The sequence below is a fragment of the Rhodococcus sp. (in: high G+C Gram-positive bacteria) genome (genome assembly GCF_049299235.1).
In the GTDB taxonomy this organism is placed as follows: Bacteria; Actinomycetota; Actinomycetes; order Mycobacteriales; family Mycobacteriaceae; genus Rhodococcus.
Map to the genome: position 1 here is coordinate 12,717 of NZ_JBAQXC010000324.1, position 22,028 is coordinate 34,744.

Consider the following 22,028-nt stretch of genomic DNA (forward strand, 5'->3'; position numbering starts at 1 on the left):
GCCCCGCAACCATCCGGCGAATTCTCAGTCGGTTCCGGGCGACGCAATCGGATCGGCGGCGGTCACCCCGTGCGCGCGCCGACGCAAATACAGCAGGATCGGCGCAGCAATCAGCCAGGTGACAACGATCACGGACCCCGCGGGCACGAGTGCGACGCGCGCGTCGCGTCCGGTGACGCGAACAAGGTCGGGGTTGCTGCGGTCGTATTCGACGGCGATGCGCTGCCCGACCGTCAGCCCCGTCGGGTAGAGGACGCCGAGTTCCGGATTGTGGGTGACGCCGTCGGGGGTGACGAAACTGATCGCCGATCGAAGCGACCCGGCCGACAGCACCTCGGCGGTCGCGGTGCCGGTGTCGGCTCCGATGAGCTGATCGTTGCGCCACGCGCCGAGCACCAGGATCACCGACAGGACGGAGATCGCGGCCGCGACGGTGAGCACCGCGCGGCGTGCCCGGACGGTACTCGTCACAGTTGCGCCCGAACAGCCGCATGGAGTTCACGCAGCCCGGCCCGATCGGTAGCGACCTCGAGGACGCGGATTCCACCGGTGGGGACGGTCTGATCGGCGAGCGCGTCGGTCAACCCCGGCAAATCGACGTGGGTGTGCGGAACACGGTAGGCGGCGCACAGCGCGGCCAGGTCCATCCCGTGCGGAGTGCCGAAGACGCGTTCGAACACCCCCGCGTACTGGGGGTCGCCCTGTTCGAGCAATTCGAAGATGCCGCCGCCGTCGTCGTTCGCCACCACGATCGTCAAGTTCTCGGGCCGCGGTTCCGCGGTGCCGATCAGCAAACCGGATGCGTCGTGCAGGAATGTGAGGTCGCCGAGCAGCGCGACGGTTCGGCCATCCTCGTAGGCCAGGGCCGCACCGACCGCGGTGGAGACGGTGCCGTCGATCCCGGCGACTCCGCGGTTGGACAGCACGGTGACATCCCGTTTCGGGTAGCCCACGAGCGCCGCGTCACGAACCGGATTGGACGCACCGAGCAGCAGTTGGTCACCGGGTCGCAGGGCGTCGGTGACGGCCGCGGCGACATGCAGCCCCGTCGCTTTCGGGTGCCGGTCGAGTTGAGTGCGCACCGCCGTGTCGGTATGCGCGGTCAATCGATGGCAGCGGTCGAGCCAGGCCGGATCGGGGCTGCCGGTGACGACCGCGCGGGTACCGGTGGCCAGGACGTTGCCGGACACATCGGGCCAGCGCGGCCCCGTGGTCAGCGCATACACCTCGACGGACGGGTCCGCGAGCAGTTTCGAGACCGACCGGTGCAGCGTCGGCCTGCCGGTGACCACGGCCTTGCGGGGTGAAAGCTGCGGCAGTGCCATCGGATGCACGGGAATGCCGTGCATCGGCGCGGTCGGTTCGGCGACGGTGGGTAATCCGGCAAGTTCCGGCCGGTACGCCGAACCGTGCCCGGAGATGACGACGGTGTCGTCGGTGACGTCGATGTCGAGCGGCACGTCGAGGGTCGCGTGCGTCGTCGTCGTCCATGCGTTGCCGTCGGCGCGCCCCTCCGGGACCGGTCCCTGCACATGCAGGTCGGGCACGAGCGGTTCGCGCAGCGGAATGTCGAAGTGCACGGGTCCGGCATTGCCGGAGCGGGTTCCGCGCGCGGCGGCGAGGACTCGGCTGACGGCCGAACGCCACCGACTGTTCTGCTCGAGGCTGTTCTGCCTGTTCTGCTCGAGACTGTGGTGTTCGAGCCCCTCGGCGAGGCCGAGGCTGATCGTGGCCCGAACTTGGCTGCCGAACAGCCCGAGTTGTTCGACGGTCTGGTTGGCGCCGGAGCCGAGCAGTTCGTACGGCCGGTTCGCGCTGAGCACGACGAGCGGTACCCGCGCATAGTTCGCCTCGAGGACTGCGGGCCCGAGGTTCGCGACCGCGGTCCCGGAGGTCATGACGACCGGAACAGGCCGACCGGACGCGAGCGACAGCCCGATCGCGAGGAATCCGGCGGTGCGTTCGTCGATGCGCATGTGCAGCCGCAGCCGGCCGGCGGTGTCGGCGGCCTGCAACGCGAACGCCAGCGGCGCATTGCGTGAACCCGGGCACAGCACCACATCGCGGACACCGCCTCGGGCGAGTTCGTCGACGACTGCGGTGGCCTGGGCGGTGGACGGATTCACGGCGTCCAGCGTAGTTCGGCGTCCAGCGTAGTTCGGTGTCCGGTGCCGATCGCCGCTCCCCTGGCAGATCTGGCGGGGCGTCACAGCGGGACCGTGACCACGCACGGCGAGAATAGGGATATGCGCACAGTCTTCGATCCTGCCGAACTCGGCACCGGTCGCTTCTACCGGCTCCTGACCGCGACTATCGTGCCGCGGCCGATCGCGTGGGTGTCGACGGTCTCGGCGAGCGGCGTGCCCAATGTCGCGCCCTACAGTTTCTTCACCGTCGCCAGCACCGCGCCGCCGATCGTGCAGTTCACGTCGGTGGGCCGCAAGGACAGCGTCCGCAATATCGAGGAGACCGGCGAGTTCGTGGTCAACATCGCGACGGTGCCGCTGATGGACCAGGTCAATGCGACCTCGGCAGCGTTCGCGCACGATATCGACGAGTTCGCGCGGGTCGGCATCCGGGCCGAACGCAGTGAGCGGGTCCATCCGCCGCGGGTCGCCGAATCCCCCGCGTCGATCGAGTGCACCCTGCACCGGGTGATCGAAATCGGGAACTCGTTCGTGGTGATGGGCGACGTGGTGGCGATCACGGCCCGCCCCGAGATCTTGGCCGACGATCACGCACCCGATTTCACGGCGCTGGCACCGGCCAGCCGGCTCGGCCGCACCGAATGGGGGTTGGTACCGCAGGTGCGGACACTGGACCGCCCCGAAATCTGAGGTCCGGAAGGGTGTGAGTTAGGGTCGGCTGACTTCCCAGGAGGTGGACATGGCCGAGCACACCCGGACCGCCGCGCGCAGGACAACGACACGCAGGACAACGAAGTTTCTCAAACCTGCCGCACGCGAGCTCGTGCGTGCGCGGGTACTGGCCTGCGAGCAGATCAGCCCGTCGTTCGTGCGCGTCACCGTCGGCGGCGAACGGCTCTCGACCATCGCCCCGATGGGCTTCGACCAGTGGTTCCGCATGTTGTTCCCGGATACCGGCCGGCGCACCCTGCACCTGCCTGAGGCGGCCGGCGACGACCAGTGGTGGCCGCAGCTCCAAGCCATGCCCGACGACATCCGCCCGCTGCTGCGCAACTACACGATCCGCCGCTACCGCACGGCCGGGTCGGGACGATTCGGGGACACCGCGGAGATCGACATCGACTTCGCCGTGCACGGCGATCTCGGGCCGGCATCGGTGTGGGCCGACGCCGCCCGGCCCGGCGACGAAGTGGGTGTGCTCGACGAAGGCATCGTCTATCAGCCGGTGCAGGACGCGCGGTGGCAGCTTCTCGTCGGCGACGACAGCGCGCTGCCCGCGCTTGCGGGAATCCTCGATTCGATGGAGTTCGACGGCCGCGTCGATGTGTTCGTCGAGGTCGCCCACCCGGACGATGTCGCTGCTCAGGATCTGCGGGCGGGGTTCGGCGTGCGGATACATCCGGTCGTGCGGCCGGATCCGGATGCTCGTCCCGGGGTATCCGTGACCGAGGCGGTGCGGTCGGCGGCGCTGCCGGACGGACCCGGCTACGCATTCGTCGCGGGGGAATCGGGGCTGGTCACGGGTGTGCGGCGGCATCTCGTGCGCGACCGTGGCCTACCGAAATCGGCGGTGACTTTCACCGGGTACTGGAACCACGGCGCAGCCGCCTACTGAATCAGCCAGGATGGTATGTCCAGGCCCGCAGAGCCAGGATCACTGTCGATGCCTTTCCGTCCCCGACCCGAGGCCGGAAAGGCATCGTCACTGCTCAGCTCAGCCCGCGTGCTTCTGGATGAGCGCACCCAGGCGGGGAAGCGCCTCGGCGACGTGCTTCTTCGCCGACGGACGCAGCGTGTCGTACACCTTCTTGACGGCGGCCTTCGACGAGCCTTCGATCCGCTTGTCCGTCACACCGAGGAGCGCGTCGGACACCTGATCCTCGCGTGCCACCAGGAAGTCCGCGAACGATCCGTTGCCGCCGAATTCGGTCCAGAACGGCTGGATCTTCTCGACGAACTCGGGCAGCAGCCCCTCGACCGCGCCCGGCACGATCGACGGTCCGACCTTCTTCACCGCGGCGTACCCACCCTTGAGGGCGAGACCCGAGGCGCCCTTCTTGTCCGAGACCTCAGCATCGATCAATGCCTCGACGTCGGTGACGACTGCCGGGAACTTGTCGGCGCCGAGCAGAGCATCACCCAGAGCTGCAACCACTTTCACTGCCTCCATACATGGGACTTGTGTGACCATAGGGACGCCCGAACGATATACGACGCGATAGCAGGCCCCTACGCCGCATTACCCGAGCAGTGCGTGACAGCGCCGCAGCCGGTCGGTCCACCACCGCACCCGCTCGTCGGGAGCGGCCACCTCGGCCAATCGGGCAGGGTCGGGAGTGACCGCGCCGACCGGGATCACCCCGTCGATCATCGTTCTCGCCGGTGCCACATCGACCGTGAAGAAACCACCCGTGCCCAGGCCACAGGCATACGGAAGATCCGGCAACGCGGCCGCGGCAGCCAGCCCCGATCCCATGCCGACAGCGGAATCGAGTGCGCTCGACACCACGACGGGCACCCCGTACTCGGCCAGCTCACCGGCGAGGGCAAGCAACCGCCGAGCCCCACCGAGCGGCGCGACTTTCACCACGGCGACGTCGGCGCCACCGGCGCGGACCACGCGCAGCGGATCCTCGGCACGCCGGATACTCTCGTCCGCCGCGACCGGGACTCCCGGCATCCGACGTCGCACCTCGACGAGTTCGGGCACGGTGGCGCACGGCTGCTCCGCATATTCGAGAGGGCCGTCGGCGGTGAGCGCGTTCAGCGCGGCCACGGCCTCGTCGACGGTCCAACCGCCGTTCGCGTCGACCCGCACGGCGTCGACCAGGTCGCGGACCGCACGTACCCGCGCGAGGTCCTGCGCGAGGTCCTGCCCCTTCTCGGCGACCTTCACCTTGGCGGTGCGTGCTCCGGGGAATCGGGCCACGATCTCGGGTACCCGATCCGGATCGACCGCGGGCACGGTCGCATTGACCGGGACCGCGGTGCGTCGCGGCGCGGGCTCGCCGAGCCAGGCCGATTCGATCGCCGACCGCAACCAGTGCGCGGCCTCCGCATCGCCGTATTCGGGGAACGGACCGAACTCACCCCACCCGGCCGGGCCCTGGATCAGCACGAGCTCCCGACTCGCGATCCCTCGGAACCGCACCCGCATCGGCAGCGATACGACGACCATTCCCGCGAGAATGTCGTCGAGCGGGGGCCGTATCGGTTCGGTCACGGCTGGCCGGGCAGCAACTGGACCATGAGTGCTTCGCAATCGCACAGGAGTGTGCCGTCGGGGGTGCGCAGTTCCGCCGAGCAGAAGATCTTGCGGCCCTCGACCCGGTCGACGTGTCCTTCGACGACGAGTTCGGTTCCGATCGGAGTGATCTTTCGGTAGTTGATGTGCAGATAGCCGGTGCGGGCGATCGGATGCCCGGATGCGTGCACGATCAACCCGAACAAGTCGTCGAACAGCAGCGGGATGGTGCCGCCGTGCACGGCATTGTTGCCGCCGCGGTGGAACAACCGGAACATGCCCCGTTCGCGGACACTGTCGGCGTCGAACTTCTCCAGGAACCACGGCGGCTGCAACAGGCTGCCGCGACCGGGCAGATCCGGATTGAATCCGGCCGGCGATCGCCCTTCCGGTACCTGATGTGCTTCGAGGAGATCGCCGAGTGCCTCGGCCTGCGTTATCGCCTGCTCGACGACGTCGTCCGGTGGGTTGGTCGACACCGCAAGATCCTGCAGTCGACGCAGTGCTTCGACGAACCGGCCGTAGTTCGGACCCGCCTTGACGGGTCGGTACACGGGGAAACCACCGTGGTGCTCGTGTTCGGCATCCACCGACCGGTCCGTTTGTTCGCTCATGTCTCAGCACGCTATCGGCCGTCGGCGCTCGAGGCGTGCCGAACCCACCCACTAGGGTGGCGACGTGACCTTCAATCCTGAGTTGTGGCGTCCCGTTCCCGGATTCGAGAACCTCACCGACATCACCTATCATCGGCATGTCACCCAGGGCACCGTGCGTGTCGCGTTCGACCGGCCGGAGGTGCGCAACGCGTTCCGCCCGCACACCGTGGACGAGTTGTATCGCGTGCTCGACGATGCGCGCATGACCTCCGATGTCGGCGCGGTGCTGCTCACCGGCAACGGGCCGAGCGCGAAGGACGGCGGCTGGGCGTTCTGCTCGGGTGGCGACCAGCGCATCCGCGGCCGCAGCGGCTACCAGTACGCGAGCGGCGAGACCTCCGACACCGTGGACAAGGCGCGGGCGGGACGGTTGCACATCCTCGAGGTGCAGCGACTCATCCGGTTCATGCCCAAGGTCGTCATCGCGCTCGTCAACGGCTGGGCCGCCGGCGGCGGGCACAGCCTGCACGTCACCTGCGACCTGACCCTCGCCTCCCGCGAGCACGCCCGGTTCAAGCAGACCGACGCGGACGTGGGCAGCTTCGACGGCGGCTACGGCAGCGCGTACCTCGCGAAGATGGTGGGCCAGAAGTTCGCCCGCGAAATCTTTTTCCTCGGCGACACCTACACCGCCGAGGAGATGCACCGGATGGGTGCGGTGAACCGGGTCGTCGACCACGCCGAACTCGAGAATGTCGCGCTGGAGTGGGCCGCGAAGATCAACGGGAAGTCGCCGCAGGCGCAGCGCATGCTCAAGTACGCGTTCAACCTGCCCGACGACGGACTCGTCGGGCAGCAACTGTTCGCCGGCGAGGCCACCCGGCTGGCGTACATGACGGACGAAGCCGTCGAAGGCCGGGACAGCTTCCTGGAGAAGCGCGACCCCGACTGGTCGCCGTTCCCCTGGTACTTCTGACCGGTACTTCTGACCGGCAGCCGTCACGACGCCACGCGTGTGATGTCCGCACCGAGCAGTTCTTCGTACTGCTCGGTGCCCACATTCCACGCGATGATCGTGTTCTCGCGCAGCACGGCGCTGTGGAACAGCCCGGTGCGGTCGCCCACGGTGATCGACACCGGCGCTCCCGTGGCGAGCGCCGCGATTGCACCGAAATCACCGCGGCCGGCCAACGCGCGATAGAACGCGTGGTAGCTCGCCGATTCCCCGACCGGTTTCGTCCCGATCGTGCCGAGCAGGTGACCGGCGAGCCACGCCGGGTCGGCGTCGGGAACCCGACCCGGTTCGGCACCGAGCATCGAACCGCCCGTCCCGTCTGTGTCCGACTCTGCACGGCTGTCGGACACTGCGCTGCTGCCCGACACTGCGCTGCTGTCGGACACTGCGCTGCTGCCCGACACTGCACGGCGTTCGAGGTGTACCGCACCGTCGCCGCCACGCAGCATCGGCGCGTACCCCGCGCCGCGAAGCACCTCGAGCGTCGTGGCCGCGTCGGCGCGCGATGTGAGGACCGTCGGGGCGAGTTGCGCCAACCCGATTTTCGTACCGGCGCGACTGCGGCACAGTTCGATCAGCAGGACGGGGTCGTCCGTCACGACCGCGCATCCGAGTTCGACGACGCCGATCGTCCCGTGTGTGCGGGCAACATCGGCGATCAGGTAGTCGAGTGCCTGGGGCATCCCGGTCTGTGCGATTTCGGTCAACCGATCGCGGATCTCGGCGGCGGACGCACCCCGGTCGAGAGCGGACCGGATGCTGGCGGCGCTGAATCGCCAGGTGGTGGCGGTGCCGCGGGATTCGCGGTCGGCCACACTGTCGAGCAACCGCGACAGGTCCGTGGCGGGCGGACCGAACACCACCGCGGTCAGGTCCGCACCGAACACCGCTGTCGTGTGGGCGTCGGCGACGAGCGCGGACACCGCCGCATCGAGGTCGTCGGCGAGTGGTGTTCCGGCAAGCAGGGTTCCGGCAAGCAGGGTTTCGGCAAGTGGCGACGGCGCCCCCAACGCGATCACGCCGAGCAACTCCGCTTCGCGTAGTGCCGGCCCGATCAGGTCGGTGAGCAGCGCGGCATCGAAAGCAGGTGAGCGCCACCTGACGGTGGCGGTGATGTCGTCGAGCGTCGTCGCCGATTCGGCGGGCAGCTCGCAATAGGTCCGGACCAGATCCCGACGAAGATGCTCGAACACCGAGGCCTCGAGCTCGGCGACCAGTGTGCGCTCTGCCAGCGGTGAGTCGTTCGACGTCCACCACTGCCGCAGCAGTGTCGCGCCGCGTGCCGGCGTCGATGCCGCCCGCCACGCGGCGGCGGACGGGCCGACCCCCAGCCCAGGTGATGTGGTCGGTGGCGGATTCTTCCTGCCGCGCCCCCTGGCCGGTTCCGGCGGCTCCGCATGCTGGAGGACACCGATGTCGACTGCCAGATACAGCGCCAGCGTCACCTCGCCGGTGTCGGCATCCCATTCCTTCGCGAAGGCGCGCACGGTCCGCACCCCGACCGTGCCGGATTTGAGGAGCGGAATCAGCTCGCCGTCTGCTCGATCCGCCAGCGCCGAGATCCGTTCGATCATGCGCAGCAGACGCGCGGTGGCCTCGGTGCCGACGTGATCGGACTCGACCGGCGTTGTCGCAGGCTCCGGTTTCGCGGGGTGGAACGGCAGGCGCCACTGCTCACCGCGCAGCGCCAATGTCACCTCGAGCGGCATCACCGCAGTCCCGCGATAGTTGTCGGAGACAAGCAGCCCGCGTGCCACCGCCCAGTCGCCGGGCCGGGGGGTCCTGTCTCGGCGCGCTCCGTACCTACGATCGAACAGGTCCCGAAAGTAGTTCACCGCGGCACCCGTCTCGGCGATCTCGTCGAGGAGATCCCGTTCGTCGGCGGGCGCGGATTCGACCAGTGCCCGGACAGCGTCGGCGTCCCGGAAGTACGCGATGACGCGGTCGGCGAGGTCCTGCTTCCGACCGTCGACGCGGCAGCCGAGGACTTTCAGCAGCGGCTGCAGTTGCGCGATGGTCATGGACTCGATGTGATCGCGGATCGGTTCGCCGAGCGGCGCCGACACCGGCGGGAATTCCCGGACCGTGACGAGGGCTCCGCTGCCGTCGGGCCAGGCCAGGGCCGTAGCAGCGAGATCCGCGAGGATCGGAGCGAGCGTCGCGGCATCGGTGTCGAGCCATGTTGCGATGTTCTCGATCGACGGTGTCTGCTCGAGCATGTGCTGCAGAGTGATCGCACCGAGTGCTTCGAGATGCGGCAGGGGCTGACGGCGCAGGGCCGCCACGATGGAGTTCACGCTGTCGAGGCGTGCGGTCGCGCCACTGATGTGTGCCGGCCAGGGCGCGACCAGGACATCGGGGCGCCGGCGCAGAACGTCGGCGAAGTGATCCGCGTGGAGTGATGCCAGGTACCGGGTGAGCGGTGCGGAGGCAGACATACCCGCAGAGTATCGGCCGTCCGGCACACTATCGACCAGCAGCATCGACGAGCAACTGCATCGACGAGCAAGGTAAGGAGATCTCCCGTGGAGATACTGAGCAGTCGGACGATTCTGCGTCCGCGCGACTACGCGGCAGCAGTCGAGTTCTACGGAACAACTCTCGGCCTGGCGATCGCACGGGAGTACCCGGGCGGCACGGTCTTCTTCGCCGGTCAGGGCTTGATCGAGATTGCGGGGCACGGCGGGGGTGACGAACCGACCCACTTCCGGGGGGCACTCTGGCTCCAGGTGCGCGATGTGTACGACGCCCAGACTCGACTCGAAGCGGCGAGCATCGAGATCACACGGGAGGCCCGACAGGAGCAGTGGGGTCTGCACGAGTTGTGGATCGCGGATCCGGACGGCGTCCCCGTCGTGCTGGTGCACATTCCTCCGGACCATCCGATCCGCCGGGACACCCGATAACCCAGGGCTCCAGAGCGATCCTGCCCGAAATGCCGCCGAGTCGATACGTGAATCTGCCCACATAGTGGGACGCCCCTCGTCGCCACTACCTCGCATAACGACTTCGAGACGCTTCCGCGTCAATTGATCTTCACTGTACTTTCACCTCCCCAATACCTCACAATGTTGTGATGTGACCGCTGAGTTCCTCGTTCTCCTGGTAGTCGTAGTAACTGCCCTCGCCTTCGACTTCACCAACGGGTTTCACGACACCGGAAACGCAATGGCCACGTCCATTGCCACGGGTGCTCTCAAACCCAAGGTGGCAGTAGCCCTCTCCGCGGTACTCAACTTGGTGGGCGCGTTCTTGTCCGTCGAAGTCGCGGCCACCGTCGCGAAGGGTGTCGTCGATCTGGACAGCACCGGCGGCGAGGAACTCCTCACCATCGTGTTCGCCGGACTCGTCGGCGGCATCCTGTGGAATCTCGCGACCTGGCTGTTCGGCCTTCCGTCCAGTTCGTCGCACGCGTTGTTCGGCGGACTCATCGGCGCCGCACTCGCCGCCATCGGCATCCAGGGCGTCGTCTGGGACGGCGTTCTCGGCAAGGTCATCATTCCCGCGTTGCTCGCGCCGGTGGTCGCCGCACTCGTCGCCACCATCGGAACCTGGGCAGTACATCGCCTCACGCACGATATTCCCGAGAACCATCGCTCCCACGGCTTCCGCATCGGTCAGGTCGGTACCGCCTCGCTCGTCTCCCTCGCGCACGGCACCAACGACGCCCAGAAGACAATGGGCGTGATCTTCCTTGCGCTCGTGGCGCACGGCACCATCACCTCGGACGCGGAGATGCCGTTCTGGGTGAAGTTCTCCTGTGCCGTCGCGATCGCTCTCGGCACCTACCTCGGGGGCTGGCGGATCATCCGCACTCTCGGCAAGGGCCTGGTGGAGATCTCACCGCCGCAAGGCATGGCAGCGGAATCGTCGTCGGCGGCGATCATCCTCACGTCCAGCCATTTCGGCCTGCCACTGTCGACGACACACGTCGCGACCGGCTCCATCCTCGGCACCGGCCTCGGCACCAAATCGGCCGACGTGCGCTGGGGTGTCGCCGGCCGGATGGCGGTCGCCTGGCTGATCACGCTGCCGTCCGCCGCCGTCGTCGGCGCGATCTGCTGGGGCATCGCTCACCTGGTCGGCGGCCTGCCCGGTGTCCTGGTCGTCTTCGCGATCCTGTGCGCACTGGCCGGATTCATGTACCTCCGGTCGCGCAAGCAGCCGATCGACGCATCCAATGTCACCGACGAATGGGACGGCGGAACGGACGTGGACACGGCTACGGACACGGACACGGACACGGCTGCGGTATCGGCACCTCGACCGATCGACTCGAAGGAACACCTGTGAATCTGCTGACACACACCCTGAGTTCGCTGTGGCAGGTCGTCCTGGTCGGCCTGATCTTCGGTGCCGGTCTACCTGCGCTGTTCGCGCTCGGGATGCGCTCACTGGCGTCGGGAGGAACCGACGACAGCAGCCGACCGACCCCATTCGGGATGTTCGGCGCCGTTGTCTGTTTCACCGTGGTTGTAATCGCCATCATTGCGGGAATACTGCTGCTGACTGCGGACTTCCTGTCCAGCAGTCTCGGCATCACCCTGTTCTGATCGCACCGGGAAAGAAGGACATTGCCCACCTATTCGCTCCGCTCGGTTCTCGACTGGCTGCGCGCCGGCTACCCCGAAGGCATCCCTGCCAAGGACCATTTCGCGCTGCTCGCGGTGCTGCGTCGACGGCTGACCGACGACGACATCGCACAGATCGTGGAACTGTCCATCTCGACCGCCCACGAACATCCCGAACGCCACGTCGACTACGACACTCTCGAGCAGATCATCGCGGGCGTGCTGCGCGAGGACCCGACGGACGACGACGTCGAACGGGTCGTCGAACGGCTCACGGCCGGGGGCTGGCCGGTGGTGACCGAGACCGTCGACTCCGAGACCGCCGACTCCGAGACCGTCGACTCCGAGACTGCAGTCTCCGGACCTGACGGAAACGAGGCCGATCGCAGATCGCACCGAGCGACGTCGTGATCCTCCCCCCGTTCCTGACCTCGGTCATCGGGTGGCTTCGTGCCGGCTACCCGGAGGGGGTGCCGGAGCAGGACTACGTCCCCCTGTTGGCGCTGCTCACCCGCCGCCTGGCGGAGGACGAGGTCACCCAGGTCGCCGACGCGCTGATCGATGCCGGTGACCTGCCCATCAGCAAGACCGACATCGCCGTGCTCATCACCAAGATCACCAACGAGATCCCGCTGGATCGGGACGTGGACCGGGTGCGGCGTCACCTCGAAGCAGGCGGCTGGCCCCTGACAGGCCACGAACTGTGACCGGCCGGCTCGAGATCCTGCCCGTTCCATCCGGCCGGGACGCCGTCGCGATACTTCCTGCCCTGCGCCGGATGCTCGACGGCGACGGCCCGGCGCTGCTGCCCGTACCCGCCGACGACGACCGTGAGATCCGCAGACTGGCCGACGCGCTGCATCCCGGACAACCCATCGCAGACGGTATCGGGCTGGTGACAGCCACGTCCGGCACCACCGGAACACCGAAGGGCGCCCAGTTGACGGCACGCGCCCTGCGCGCCAGCGGCGACGCCACCCACGAACGTCTCGGCGGGACCGGATCGTGGCTGCTCGCGCTGCCCGCCCGTCACATCGCCGGAATGCAGGTGCTGCTGCGCAGCCTGCTCTCCGGAACCGATCCGGTCGTCGTCGACGTCGCGGGCGGTTTCGACCCGGCGGCCCTCCCGGCCGCGGTCGCCGCGATGAGCGGGCCGCGCCGGTACTCGTCGATGGTGCCGACCCAACTGATCAAAACCCTCGAACATCCGGACGCCACGCGTGCCGTCGCCGAACTCGACGCGGTGCTGCTCGGCGGCGCCGCAACCCCGACACCGGTGTTGCGTCGCGCCCACGCCGCCGGAATCACCGTGGTACGCACCTACGGGATGAGCGAGACGTGCGGCGGCTGCGTCTACGACGGGGTGCCCCTGAGCGGCGTGGAGGTGCGGGTCGACACCGCATCGCGGGTATGGCTCGGCGGCGCCACCCTCGCGTCCGGCTATCGCGGCCTGCCGGACCATCCCGGATTCGCCGAGCCCGGCTGGTTCCGCACCGACGACGCCGGGATCGTCGACGGCGGGTTACTGCGCATCCTGGGCCGACTGGACGAAGCCGTATCCACCGGCGGGCTGACCGTGGTGCCGCAGGTCGTCGAGGCGGTCCTGATCGAGCATCCGTCGGTGCGGGAGGTGGCCGTGATCGGCCTGCCCGACCGTCGGCTCGGACAGCGCGTGGTCGCCGTCGTCGTCGCGGCGCCGGGTGCCGCCCCCGACCTCGGTGTGTTGCGCGACCACGTGTCGACAACGCTCGACCGCACCGCGGCGCCGCGTGAACTGCATGTGGTCGATGCGCTGCCGCTCAGGGGTCCGGGCAAGGTCGACCGCCGCGCGCTCGTCGCCCGATTCTCCTGACATCCGGCGTGAGTGCGAAGATCGACTCATGGCAACCGCTGGTCAATGGCTCGAAGGCGCCCGCCCGCGCACCCTGCCCAACGCGATCGCCCCGGTCATCGCCGGTACCGGCGCCGCCGCGGCGATCGACGGGGCGGTGTGGTGGAAGGCGCTGCTGGCGCTACTCGTGGCGTTGCCTCTCGTCATCGGCGTGAACTTCGCCAACGACTATTCCGACGGCATCCGCGGCACCGACGACGATCGGGTCGGCCCGTTGCGGCTGGTGGGTTCCGGCCTGGCGTCGCCTGCCAGCGTCAAGGGTGCGGCGTTCGTGTGCTTCGGGATCGGCGCGGTCGCCGGCATCGTTCTGGCCGCGACCAGCGCGTGGTGGCTGATTCTCCTCGGCGCGGTGTGCATCGTCGGCGCCTGGCATTACACCGGGGGTCGCAGCCCGTACGGCTACAGCGGTTTCGGTGAGATCGCGGTGTTCGTGTTCTTCGGTCTGGTGGCGGTGCTCGGCACCCAGTTCGTGCAGGCGGGCCGGGTGACGTGGGCCGGTCTGGCGTGCGCGGTCGCGATCGGTTCACTGTCGTCGGCGGTGCTGGTGACGAACAACCTGCGGGACATTCCCACCGACACGGTCAGCGGCAAACGTACGTTGGCCGTGCGGCTCGGCGATCCACGCACCCGCACCCTGCATCTGGCCCTGATGGTCGTGCCGTTCGTCGCGACCCTCACGCTCGTCGCGGTGACTCCGTGGGCGCTGGCCGGTCTGCTGGCGGTACCGTTCGCGGTGCGCGCGCACGCGCCGGTCCGGGCCGGCGAGCAGGGCATGAGCCTGATTCCGGCGTTGCGGGATTCGGGGCTCGCGATGCTGGTGTGGGCGCTCGCGACCGCGCCGGCCCTCGCGTTCGGCTGAGGGCAGACGCGGCGGCGATCAGTTGCCGTCGGGCACGAACATGCCGAGCACGAGGTTGACGATGGAGATGATCAGAGCGCCCCACACCGCGGCCCAGAATCCGTCGAGAGACAGGCCGTAGTCGGTGAACGAGCTGATCCACGACGTCAGCCACAGCATCAACGCGTTGACGACCAGCGTGAACAGGCCGAGGGTCAGAATCACCAGGGGCAGCGACAGCAGTTTCACGAACGGCTTCACGAGGGCGTTGACGATCGTGAAGATCACCGCGAGGACGAGCAGGGCCAGAACGACGTTTCCGGTGATTCCGTCCGCGCCTTCCATCTCGCCGATCGTGACGCCCGAGACGAGGGTGGCAGCGAGCCACAGCCCGACCGCGTTGATGACCAATCGCAGGATCAGTGATGTCATACCCGCCACTGTTACACACGTTTGCGTGTGTGTCGGGTGAGGCCGGATACAGGGTCAGGCAGCACGGTCGAGGCGGTCGTGCAGCAACCGACGCAGTTCCCCGCGGGCGACGTGCGCGTCGACGAGTCCGATGGCGGTCTCGTCGTCTGAGCGCAGAATGCCGAGCAGCAGGTGTTCGGCACCGATGAACCGCTCGCGGCGGGCGATCGCCTCACGCAGGGCCAGTTCGAGTGTCTTCTTGGCGCCACGAGTGAACGGGATGTGTCCCCAGCGACCGTAACGGCCACCTCCGGTCGACGGGCGATCGAGGATGCCTTCCCCGAAGGAGAACTCGAGGCGTTCGCGGATGGCGTCGAGGTCGATACCGATGCTGTCGAGTGCCTCCGCATCGTCCGGGCCGAGCGCGCCGGATCGTAGACCGGCGCGGATCGCGTCGGCGGTCAGCCCGGTGCCCGTGAGCTGGTTGTGCAGCGAGCCATCGGCGTTGACGAGCACCCCGAGCAGCAGGTGCGCGGGGCCGATCTCGTCGGCGCCGAGCGTCCGGGCCTCGGTCTGCGCGGTGACGACGGCGGAGCGGGCACTGTCGGTGAATCGTTCGAACATCGTGGTTACCTGCGCTTCCGGTTGTACTTCTGGTGGACGGCCTGCCTGCTCACCTCGAGCGAGTCCGCGATGGCCTGCCATGACCAGCCCTGGGCACGGGCGTTCTCGACCTGGATCGCCTCGAGTCGTTCGAGCAGTCGCCGCAACGCCCGGACGGCACGCAGACCCTCGGCAGGGTCGGGGCTCGCGGCGGACGCGGCGAGCGTCGTGGCGTCACCCGCAGTGTCAGCACTCACATGTGTCAATGTAGGTTGACATTCCCACACTGTCAACACTCATTGACATTCAGCCTCCAGGCGCCGGATAGCGCGCGACCGCACCGTCGACCGCACGCTGCAATTCGTCCGCGGCCCGACGGGTGATCTCGCGGGGCGTTCCGACCGGCAGCGGCACCGGCATGGCGATGAAGACGCTCGCGGGTTTCCGCGGATCGTTGTCCGGTCCGTAGGCGATGCCGATGGCCACGAGCACCGGCGACTCACCGAGCGCGGCGGCGCGCCGCACGATATGACCGATACCGCTGCCTACCGCCTGCACCCGCGCCGGGTCACCGGTATTGCAGGTTCCCTCCGGGAAGATCGCCAGGGCATCGCCCCTGCTCAGACGCGTGGCGGCGACGTCCATCATGCAGCGGCCGGCATCGGCGACGGCCCGCACCCCGTGGTTCTTGGCACGGAACACCGGGATTCCGCCCATCATGTCGATCTCGCAACGCTGCCGCGGTCCGCGGAACAGTTCGTCCTTCGCCAGCACCCGGGTACGGCCGATCAACGCGCGCAGCGGCGACCGCCACGCGGTCGCGGCGAGCGTGTACTGATCACTGTGGGTCAGATGGTTCGCGACGACGATCACCGGCGCACCGTCTCCGACCACCTCGCGCAGCGCCTCACGAGCACCGGCCCGGTAGTGCACGCGGGGACGGAATCGAGCCGCGAGCATCGCATACGCCGCCGTCGCGAGCGCGCGGGGCTGCTGGTGATCGCGATAGAAATCGTAGACGGCGAGGTAGTTCGCCAGGGTCACCTCGGGGCGATCCATGTTTTCACGGTACGCGCCCGATCGGCACGACGGCCCAGTTCAGACAGTCCAGACCCCGGTCGACGCAAACGCCCGCAGGGTTCCGGCCGGCCCGGCGAGATCCAGTCCTTCGGACGCGACCCAGTCGTCGGAATAGTAGGTTTGCCCGTAGCGTTCCCCGCCGTCGCACAGCAACGTCACGACACTGCCCCGGCGACCCTCGACGAGCATCTCGGCAACGAGCCCGAACGCGCCCCACAAGTTGGTGCCGGTCGATCCGCCCACGCGCCGACCGAGAACCTCACTCGCGTGTCGCGCGGCCGCGACGGACGCGGCGTCGGGAACCCGGATCATCCGGTCGACGACCTCCCGGACGAACGACGGCTCCACGCGCGGGCGTCCGATCCCCTCGATCCGGGACGGCATCCCGGTCGTGTAGTCCGCTGAGCCGGTCGCGTAACCGCCGAAGAAGGCCGAGTTCTCCGGGTCGACGACCGCGAGCCTGCTGCGATGACGCTGGTACCGCAGATAGCGCCCGATGGTGGCGCTGGTACCGCCGGTGCCCGCACCGACGACGATCCATTCCGGCACCGGATGCTCCTCGAGCCGCAACTGCGCGAAGATCGACTCGGCGATGTTGTTGTTGCCGCGCCAGTCGGTGGCCCGTTCGGCGTGGGTGAACTGGTCCATGTAGTGGCCGCCGAGCTCGGTGGCCAGGCGCTGCGCCTCGGTGTAGATCTCCGGTGGCCGGTCGATGTAGTGGCAGCGACCGCCGTGCGCCTCGATCAACGCGACCTTCGCGGCACTGGTACTGCGGGGGACCACCGCGACGAACTCGAGGCCGAGCAGGTTCGCGAAGTACGCTTCGCTCACCGCGGTGGAACCGGACGATGCCTCGACGATCGGGGTGTCCTCCCTGATCCAGCCGTTGCACAGGCCGTACAGGAACAGCGATCGGGCGAGCCGGTGCTTGAGACTGCCGGTGATGTGCGTCGACTCGTCCTTGAGGTAGAGCGCGATGCCCCAGTCGGCGGGCAGCGGGTAGCGCAGCAGGTGCGTGTCCGCGCTGCGTTGCGCGTCGGCCTCGATGAGCCGGACCGCGTTGTCGGCCCAGCCCCGCGGAACCGATCGGTCGACCGAGTCCGCGGTTCCCGCGTCGGTCATCTGCCGTCCTGGCCGCGCAGGCGGGCCTCGAGGTCGGCACGGTCGGCGCGGCGCCTGGCGTCGACGTCGGCGATGCCTTCGTTCACCCTCCGGCGCAGCGGGGCGAACAGCACGAGGGACAGAGGCAGCGCGATGAGGACACCGAACAGTGCTGCGATGACGAGCGGGATCTCGACGTCGAAGGCGCGCGGGATATAGAGGATCAGGGCGGCAAGGACGACGACCAGCAGCATCCGGGCGAGCGAGTACAGAACCACATCGCGGACGAGCGTCCCCTTACCGGTAGCTGCCTGCGGGTCCGGATCCGGGCGATTGTCGGCTGCGTCGTTCACGTGTCCGTCGTTCACGTGTCCAGGGTAGCCGTCCGCCGCGCCGCGAATATCCGTACATATCGTCCGTTTTGTCTATTACTTCCGCTTTACCAGCCGTAGACCGTTCGAGCAACCGAGGGTTTCGATGTCAACATGGCGGGGAACAACCGATCGAAACACCCGATCACGACGAAACTCCCGATCACGACGAAACTCCCGATCACGGCAAAACACCGTTCACGACGAAACACCGTTCACGACGAAACACCGTTCACGACGACAACCCATCAGACGACAACTCCGGAGGACTACAGCAATGAGTGCACCTACCTTCAACGGCACCAAGGAATCTCTGCTGACACCCGGTCAGGTCGCGGCGCTCTTCCACGTCGACCCCAAGACGGTGACCCGGTGGGCACACGCCGGGCGGTTGGGCTCCCTGCGCACCCCGGGCGGACACCGACGCTTCCGCGAGACAGAGGTTCTGGCCCTGCTGCGCTCGCTCACGACCGAAGCCACCACCCACTGACGTCGCAAACTCGACTCGATCGCGCCGATCACCTCGGCGTATCCGTCATCCGGATCAATCCGGCAAACCCGGCGACGCGGTGGGAACACCTGACGGTGTCATCGCTGGTACCACCACATAGACTGGGTAGAACAGTTCCCCACGGCCCGGTCCGGATCGGCGGGGCGCATACACGGCAAGGAGGTGCATCGTGCTCTATCTGCTGGCATTCATCGGTGCGGTAACACTCGCGGTTCTGCTGTGGAAGGCGTTCGGTCCGGCAACACACTCACAGTCCGGCCGGGTACTCGGTCCGGACGACGATCCCGAATTCCTGTGGAAGATGGATCGTGATGCCCACCGCCGCCGCGCCGACGGTCAGGACAGCGGCGACTGAATTCCCGACCGGCGAGGGAAATCCGCGGCGATGTCCGCAGCCAGGCCGAGCAGCGCGCGACGGGTGCGTCCGTGGAGGCGATCCAGGTCGACCTCCGCGCCTTCCTCCAGATGCGGATCGAAGGGCAGGACTCGTACCGCGCGGCACCGTTGCGCGAAGTGCCCGATCAGTCGATCGACGTCGACCTTGCCGGACTGTGGTCGCACGCCGTTGACCACCGCCACCGACTGGGCAACCATGTCGCGGTATCCGTGCGCGTCGAGCCAATCCAGGGTTGCCGACGCACTGCGCGCCCCGTCGACCGAACCCGAACTGACGACGACCAGTGCGTCGGCGTTCTCGAGAATCGCACGCATCGCCGAGTGCATCAGACCGGTTCCGCAGTCGGTGAGAACAATGCTGTAGTACCGCTCCAGCGTCGACAGGACTCGCTCGTAGTCCTGCGCGCTGAACGCCTCCGACACCGCCGGATCACTGTCCGACGCGAGAACCTCGAGACGGTGCCGGTTCTGCGAGGTGTATGCGCGCACGTCACCGTAGGTGCGGACCCGCGATTCGTCGCGCAGCAGCGTACGCACGGTCGCCGGGGTCTCCGACGGGACCTTCTGACTGAGTGTGCCGCGGTCCGGGTTCGCGTCCACCGCGATGACGCGGTCCCCGCGCAGCGCCGCGAACGTCGATCCGAGGGTGACCGTCGTCGTGGTCTTGCCGACCCCGCCCTTCAGGCTGAGCAGAGCGATGCGGTAGCAGCCGACCAGCGGTTGCCGGACCTGGTCACCCAATTCGAGCCGGTTCCGATCGCGGCTGTTGTCACCGACATTGATGCGACCGCCCGTGCCCTGGTACAGCGCGCGTCGCCAGCCCCGCGTGGGCGGCGGCACCACCCGGCGCACCAGCAGCGACGCATCGAGGTCTTGTGCAGACGGTCGCTCCACCCCGGCCGACGGTCGCTCCGCTCCGGCAGACGGCCCTCCTGCTGTTCTCTCCGGCATCGCCCGTCCCCCGTCCTCGTACCCCACCTACGACCGCCGAGGACGATAGCAGGATCAGGTCAGGCCGGCGTAGGAGTGCAGACCGGACACCACCATGTTGATGATGAACAGGTTGAACAGCATGGCGACGAAGCCGGCGACGTTGATCCACGCCGCGCGGGTGTTGCGCCAACCCGACGTCGCACGCGCGTGGAGGTACGCAGCGTAGACGACCCAGGTGATGAACGAAACGGTTTCCTTCGGGTCCCAACCCCAGAAGCGGCCCCACGCGGCTTCCGCCCAGATCGCACCGAGGATGATGCCCGCACCGAACAGCGGGAAGGCGATGATCGTGGTGCGGTACGCCAAGCGGTCCAGGACCTGCGGATCCGGCAGTCGCTGCGCGGTGCGGCCGAGCACACCGGGACCCTCGGAGCCCTTCGGGTGCCGGATACGCAGCAGGAACAGCAGGCTGGCGACACCGGAGACGAGGAAGATGCCACTGCCGATGCAGATGATCGTCACGTGGATCGGCAACCAGAACGACTTCAACGCCGGCACGGTGGGCGCGGCATCCGCGTACAGCACGGTCGCGGCCAGGAACATCAGGATCAGCACCGGCACGAGCACGTAGACCCACATGATGCGATAGGCGGGCTTGCGCAGCGCCACCAGGCCGAACAGGATCGACGCCGCGCAGGCCATCGACACGAACTCGTACATGTTGCCGAGCGGGAACCGCTCGGTGGCCAGGCCGCGCAGCACGATCGAGACGACCTGCAGCGCCGCGACGACCACCACGAGGGCGCGACCCATATTGCCGAGCCGCTCCGACATCGTCCGGCTCGGTGGGCCGTCGACCCGTCCCGGAACCAGCGGACCGTCGGCGGGTGCACCGACGGTAGTCAGTTCGCGTTCGAGTTCGCGTTCGGCGACCCGATCGGCCCGATAGGTGGCGTACTCGGCGACGAGCAGCACCAAGGCCAGCACCAGCACTGCGAAGGCGGATTCGAAAGCCCAATCGCTGTACCGCGCGAGCGTCTCGTTGGCAATCATGCGTTCTTCTCCTCTGCGGCACCGGCAGCGTCATGGCCGAGCAGGCGCGCCACCAGGCGGTCGAACTCGTCTCCCCAGCCCGCCTGATCCGTGCGGGCCAGACCACCGAGCTCTACTACGGTTCGTCGTTCGCCGTCTGTCACTGTACCGGCCGGATACACCCGGACCCAGACACGTCGACGTTTCACCAGCAGCGACACGAGCAGGCCCGCCATCATGGTCAGCGCCGACACCAGCACCCATTGCTGCGCCGGATCGTGCGACACCTGCAGGTTCACGAAGTCGACGGCACCGTCGAACCGGACTTCGGTGCCGTCCGGCAGGGTGGCGCTCTCCCCCGGACGCAGGTTCACCCGGTCCTGTTTGACGAGGCGCCCCTGATTGATCAGCTCACCATTGAGCGAGAACAGCGACTGCGGACTACCGGTATCGAGACCGGAATCGCCCTTGTAGATGTCGATGGCAACAGCCGGATCCAGCATCGCCGGGAACGCCGACGACAGCAGCGTGCCGTGCAGCGCGGCTGTCGGCGCGAACAGACCCTCGATCGCGATCTGGTTCTTGCGTCGCTCGTCGGCGTCCGGGAACATGCCGCCCGGTGGGTCGAACCGCATAGCGCCGCTGCTCAGGAACGTCTGCGGGTCGTCGGGGGCGAACTGCAGCGTCTCGGTGCGGGTCTCACCGTTCGGCCAGGTCACCGTGAACGTCGGCGCGAATCCGTGGCCCTGCAGGTAGACGCGGTCACTGCCGACCCGCAGCGGATGGTTCACCTTCAACTCGGCCTGCCGCCACGTGTTCGAGGTGATGTCGTCGCCGTACTGGTAGTCGATGTTCGAGGTGAACATCTCGGCCTGACCGTTGTCGAGGTAGTCGGCCCGGAAATCGTTCACGCGGATACACATCGGATTGAGGCCGGTTCCGTCGAGGGTCACACCGGCCCGGAACGAGTCGAACGACGCCGGTGAGGTCGTGCAGAACTCTTCCCCGTGTGCGATGAGAATCCGTTGCCCCTCGTAGCCGAAGAGCTTGCCCAACGCGATCGTCGCGAGCAGCCCGACCAGTGAGATGTGGAAGACGAGGTTGCCGAACTCGCGCAGGTAGCCCTTTTCCGCGGACAGGGTCAGCTCCCCGTCCTTCGCGCGGGCGCCCCCGGTGCGTTGCGCGACGCGCCAGCCCCTCAGTTGGCCGCGGACCCGGGCGAGCACCTCGTCGGGGCTGCCGTCGACGGTCGTCTCGGTGTGGTGCGGCAGGCGGCTCAGGTTCCGCG

General features: G+C 67.9%; 27 protein-coding genes. 12 read left to right on the forward strand and 15 right to left on the reverse strand.

Annotated features, from left to right (window positions below; translation table 11 throughout):
• Positions 1-24: 24 nt before the first annotated feature.
• Positions 25-471, reverse strand: a complete 447-nt coding sequence (locus tag WAX14_RS20350; protein WP_422629855.1) for a DUF3592 domain-containing protein — start codon at positions 469-471, stop codon at positions 25-27.
• A complete protein-coding gene (gene menD, locus WAX14_RS20355) occupies positions 468-2,126 on the reverse strand; it encodes a 2-succinyl-5-enolpyruvyl-6-hydroxy-3-cyclohexene-1-carboxylic-acid synthase (RefSeq protein WP_422629856.1) in 1,659 nt (552 codons plus the stop codon). Before menD ends, WAX14_RS20350 begins: the two co-directional genes overlap by 4 nt.
• 120 nt (positions 2,127-2,246) lie before the next feature.
• On the opposite strand from menD, the gene WAX14_RS20360 reads away from it, so the two are divergent.
• Both WAX14_RS20360 and WAX14_RS20365 read left to right on the forward strand, forming a co-directional pair.
• Positions 2,247-2,837 (forward strand): flavin reductase family protein, encoded by a 591-nt coding sequence (locus WAX14_RS20360; RefSeq protein ID WP_422629857.1) that lies wholly within the window; start codon positions 2,247-2,249, stop codon positions 2,835-2,837.
• A gap of 49 nt (positions 2,838-2,886) precedes the next feature.
• A complete protein-coding gene (locus tag WAX14_RS20365) occupies positions 2,887-3,762 on the forward strand; it encodes a siderophore-interacting protein (RefSeq protein WP_422629858.1) in 876 nt (291 codons plus the stop codon).
• Between the two features lie 99 nt (positions 3,763-3,861).
• Here the strand turns inward: WAX14_RS20365 and WAX14_RS20370 are convergent, their stop codons facing one another.
• The 3 genes from WAX14_RS20370 to WAX14_RS20380 form a co-directional block, all read right to left on the reverse strand.
• Positions 3,862-4,302 (reverse strand): DUF6918 family protein, encoded by a 441-nt coding sequence (locus WAX14_RS20370; protein ID WP_422629879.1) that lies wholly within the window; start codon positions 4,300-4,302, stop codon positions 3,862-3,864.
• An 84-nt stretch (positions 4,303-4,386) separates the two neighbouring features.
• The gene (locus WAX14_RS20375) at positions 4,387-5,358 is read right to left on the reverse strand and encodes an o-succinylbenzoate synthase (RefSeq protein ID WP_422629880.1); all 972 of its coding nucleotides are present in this window, start codon (positions 5,356-5,358) and stop codon (positions 4,387-4,389) included.
• Between the two features lie 8 nt (positions 5,359-5,366).
• Positions 5,367-6,005: a PaaI family thioesterase gene (locus tag WAX14_RS20380; protein ID WP_422629859.1), complete on the reverse strand. Its 639-nt coding sequence runs from the start codon at positions 6,003-6,005 to the stop codon at positions 5,367-5,369.
• 64 nt (positions 6,006-6,069) lie between these two features.
• Here WAX14_RS20380 and WAX14_RS20385 point away from each other — a divergent pair, with 64 nt between their 5' ends.
• Entirely contained in the window at positions 6,070-6,963 is an 894-nt protein-coding gene (locus tag WAX14_RS20385) for a 1,4-dihydroxy-2-naphthoyl-CoA synthase (RefSeq protein ID WP_422629860.1), read from the forward strand.
• A gap of 23 nt (positions 6,964-6,986) precedes the next feature.
• On the opposite strand, the gene WAX14_RS20390 is transcribed toward WAX14_RS20385, so the two are convergent.
• The gene (locus tag WAX14_RS20390) at positions 6,987-9,440 is read right to left on the reverse strand and encodes a helicase-associated domain-containing protein (RefSeq protein ID WP_422629861.1); all 2,454 of its coding nucleotides are present in this window, start codon (positions 9,438-9,440) and stop codon (positions 6,987-6,989) included.
• 87 nt (positions 9,441-9,527) lie between these two features.
• On the opposite strand from WAX14_RS20390, the gene WAX14_RS20395 reads away from it, so the two are divergent.
• The 7 genes from WAX14_RS20395 (at position 9,528) to WAX14_RS20425 (ending at position 14,323) form a co-directional block, all read left to right on the forward strand.
• Positions 9,528-9,908 carry a VOC family protein gene (locus WAX14_RS20395; RefSeq protein WP_422629862.1) on the forward strand — a complete coding sequence of 127 codons (381 nt, stop codon included), beginning with the start codon at positions 9,528-9,530 and terminating at the stop codon, positions 9,906-9,908.
• A 172-nt stretch (positions 9,909-10,080) separates the two neighbouring features.
• The gene (locus WAX14_RS20400; RefSeq protein ID WP_422629863.1) at positions 10,081-11,295 is read left to right on the forward strand and encodes an inorganic phosphate transporter; all 1,215 of its coding nucleotides are present in this window, start codon (positions 10,081-10,083) and stop codon (positions 11,293-11,295) included.
• Positions 11,292-11,555 (forward strand): hypothetical protein, encoded by a 264-nt coding sequence (locus tag WAX14_RS20405; RefSeq protein ID WP_422629864.1) that lies wholly within the window; start codon positions 11,292-11,294, stop codon positions 11,553-11,555. The genes WAX14_RS20400 and WAX14_RS20405 overlap by 4 nt, the downstream gene beginning before the upstream one ends.
• A 21-nt stretch (positions 11,556-11,576) precedes the next feature.
• Positions 11,577-11,984, forward strand: coding sequence for a DUF3349 domain-containing protein (locus WAX14_RS20410; protein WP_422629865.1), 408 nt, complete (start codon positions 11,577-11,579; stop codon positions 11,982-11,984).
• The gene (locus WAX14_RS20415; RefSeq protein WP_422629866.1) at positions 11,981-12,280 is read left to right on the forward strand and encodes a DUF3349 domain-containing protein; all 300 of its coding nucleotides are present in this window, start codon (positions 11,981-11,983) and stop codon (positions 12,278-12,280) included. Before WAX14_RS20410 ends, WAX14_RS20415 begins: the two co-directional genes overlap by 4 nt.
• Positions 12,277-13,425, forward strand: a complete 1,149-nt coding sequence (gene menE / locus WAX14_RS20420) for an o-succinylbenzoate--CoA ligase (RefSeq protein WP_422629867.1) — start codon at positions 12,277-12,279, stop codon at positions 13,423-13,425. The genes WAX14_RS20415 and menE overlap by 4 nt, the downstream gene beginning before the upstream one ends.
• A gap of 28 nt (positions 13,426-13,453) precedes the next feature.
• The gene (locus WAX14_RS20425; protein ID WP_422629868.1) at positions 13,454-14,323 is read left to right on the forward strand and encodes a 1,4-dihydroxy-2-naphthoate polyprenyltransferase; all 870 of its coding nucleotides are present in this window, start codon (positions 13,454-13,456) and stop codon (positions 14,321-14,323) included.
• Between the two features lie 18 nt (positions 14,324-14,341).
• Here WAX14_RS20425 and WAX14_RS20430 read toward each other — a convergent pair whose 3' ends face one another.
• The 6 genes from WAX14_RS20430 to WAX14_RS20455 are packed head-to-tail and all read right to left on the reverse strand — an operon-like array spanning position 14,342 to position 17,850.
• On the reverse strand, positions 14,342-14,734 hold the full coding sequence (locus WAX14_RS20430) for a phage holin family protein (protein ID WP_422629869.1): 393 nt from the start codon (positions 14,732-14,734) through the stop codon (positions 14,342-14,344).
• A gap of 54 nt (positions 14,735-14,788) precedes the next feature.
• Entirely contained in the window at positions 14,789-15,337 is a 549-nt protein-coding gene (locus WAX14_RS20435; RefSeq protein WP_422629870.1) for a Clp protease N-terminal domain-containing protein, read from the reverse strand.
• A 5-nt stretch (positions 15,338-15,342) separates the two neighbouring features.
• Positions 15,343-15,609, reverse strand: a complete 267-nt coding sequence (locus WAX14_RS20440) for a helix-turn-helix domain-containing protein (protein WP_422629881.1) — start codon at positions 15,607-15,609, stop codon at positions 15,343-15,345.
• A 13-nt stretch (positions 15,610-15,622) separates the two neighbouring features.
• Entirely contained in the window at positions 15,623-16,375 is a 753-nt protein-coding gene (locus tag WAX14_RS20445) for a lysophospholipid acyltransferase family protein (protein ID WP_422629871.1), read from the reverse strand.
• 39 nt (positions 16,376-16,414) lie between these two features.
• Positions 16,415-17,518: a PLP-dependent cysteine synthase family protein gene (locus WAX14_RS20450; protein ID WP_422629872.1), complete on the reverse strand. Its 1,104-nt coding sequence runs from the start codon at positions 17,516-17,518 to the stop codon at positions 16,415-16,417.
• The gene (locus tag WAX14_RS20455; protein ID WP_422629882.1) at positions 17,515-17,850 is read right to left on the reverse strand and encodes a DUF4229 domain-containing protein; all 336 of its coding nucleotides are present in this window, start codon (positions 17,848-17,850) and stop codon (positions 17,515-17,517) included. Before WAX14_RS20455 ends, WAX14_RS20450 begins: the two co-directional genes overlap by 4 nt.
• Before the next feature lie 295 nt (positions 17,851-18,145).
• Between WAX14_RS20455 and WAX14_RS20460 the strand changes: the two genes are divergently transcribed.
• Entirely contained in the window at positions 18,146-18,358 is a 213-nt protein-coding gene (locus WAX14_RS20460) for a BldC family transcriptional regulator (protein WP_422629873.1), read from the forward strand.
• A gap of 190 nt (positions 18,359-18,548) precedes the next feature.
• A complete protein-coding gene (locus WAX14_RS20465) occupies positions 18,549-18,734 on the forward strand; it encodes a hypothetical protein (protein ID WP_422629874.1) in 186 nt (61 codons plus the stop codon).
• On the opposite strand, the gene WAX14_RS20470 is transcribed toward WAX14_RS20465, so the two are convergent.
• From WAX14_RS20470 to resB, 3 genes are all read right to left on the reverse strand, one after another.
• Positions 18,716-19,726, reverse strand: a complete 1,011-nt coding sequence (locus tag WAX14_RS20470; RefSeq protein WP_422629875.1) for a MinD/ParA family ATP-binding protein — start codon at positions 19,724-19,726, stop codon at positions 18,716-18,718. The two genes, WAX14_RS20465 and WAX14_RS20470, sit on opposite strands and share 19 nt — an antisense overlap.
• A gap of 54 nt (positions 19,727-19,780) precedes the next feature.
• Positions 19,781-20,761 (reverse strand): c-type cytochrome biogenesis protein CcsB, encoded by a 981-nt coding sequence (gene ccsB / locus WAX14_RS20475; protein ID WP_422629876.1) that lies wholly within the window; start codon positions 20,759-20,761, stop codon positions 19,781-19,783.
• The coding region (resB, locus tag WAX14_RS20480) for a cytochrome c biogenesis protein ResB (protein ID WP_422629877.1) at positions 20,758-22,028 on the reverse strand (1,271 nt) is incomplete at its 5' end. The genes ccsB and resB, both read right to left, overlap by 4 nt.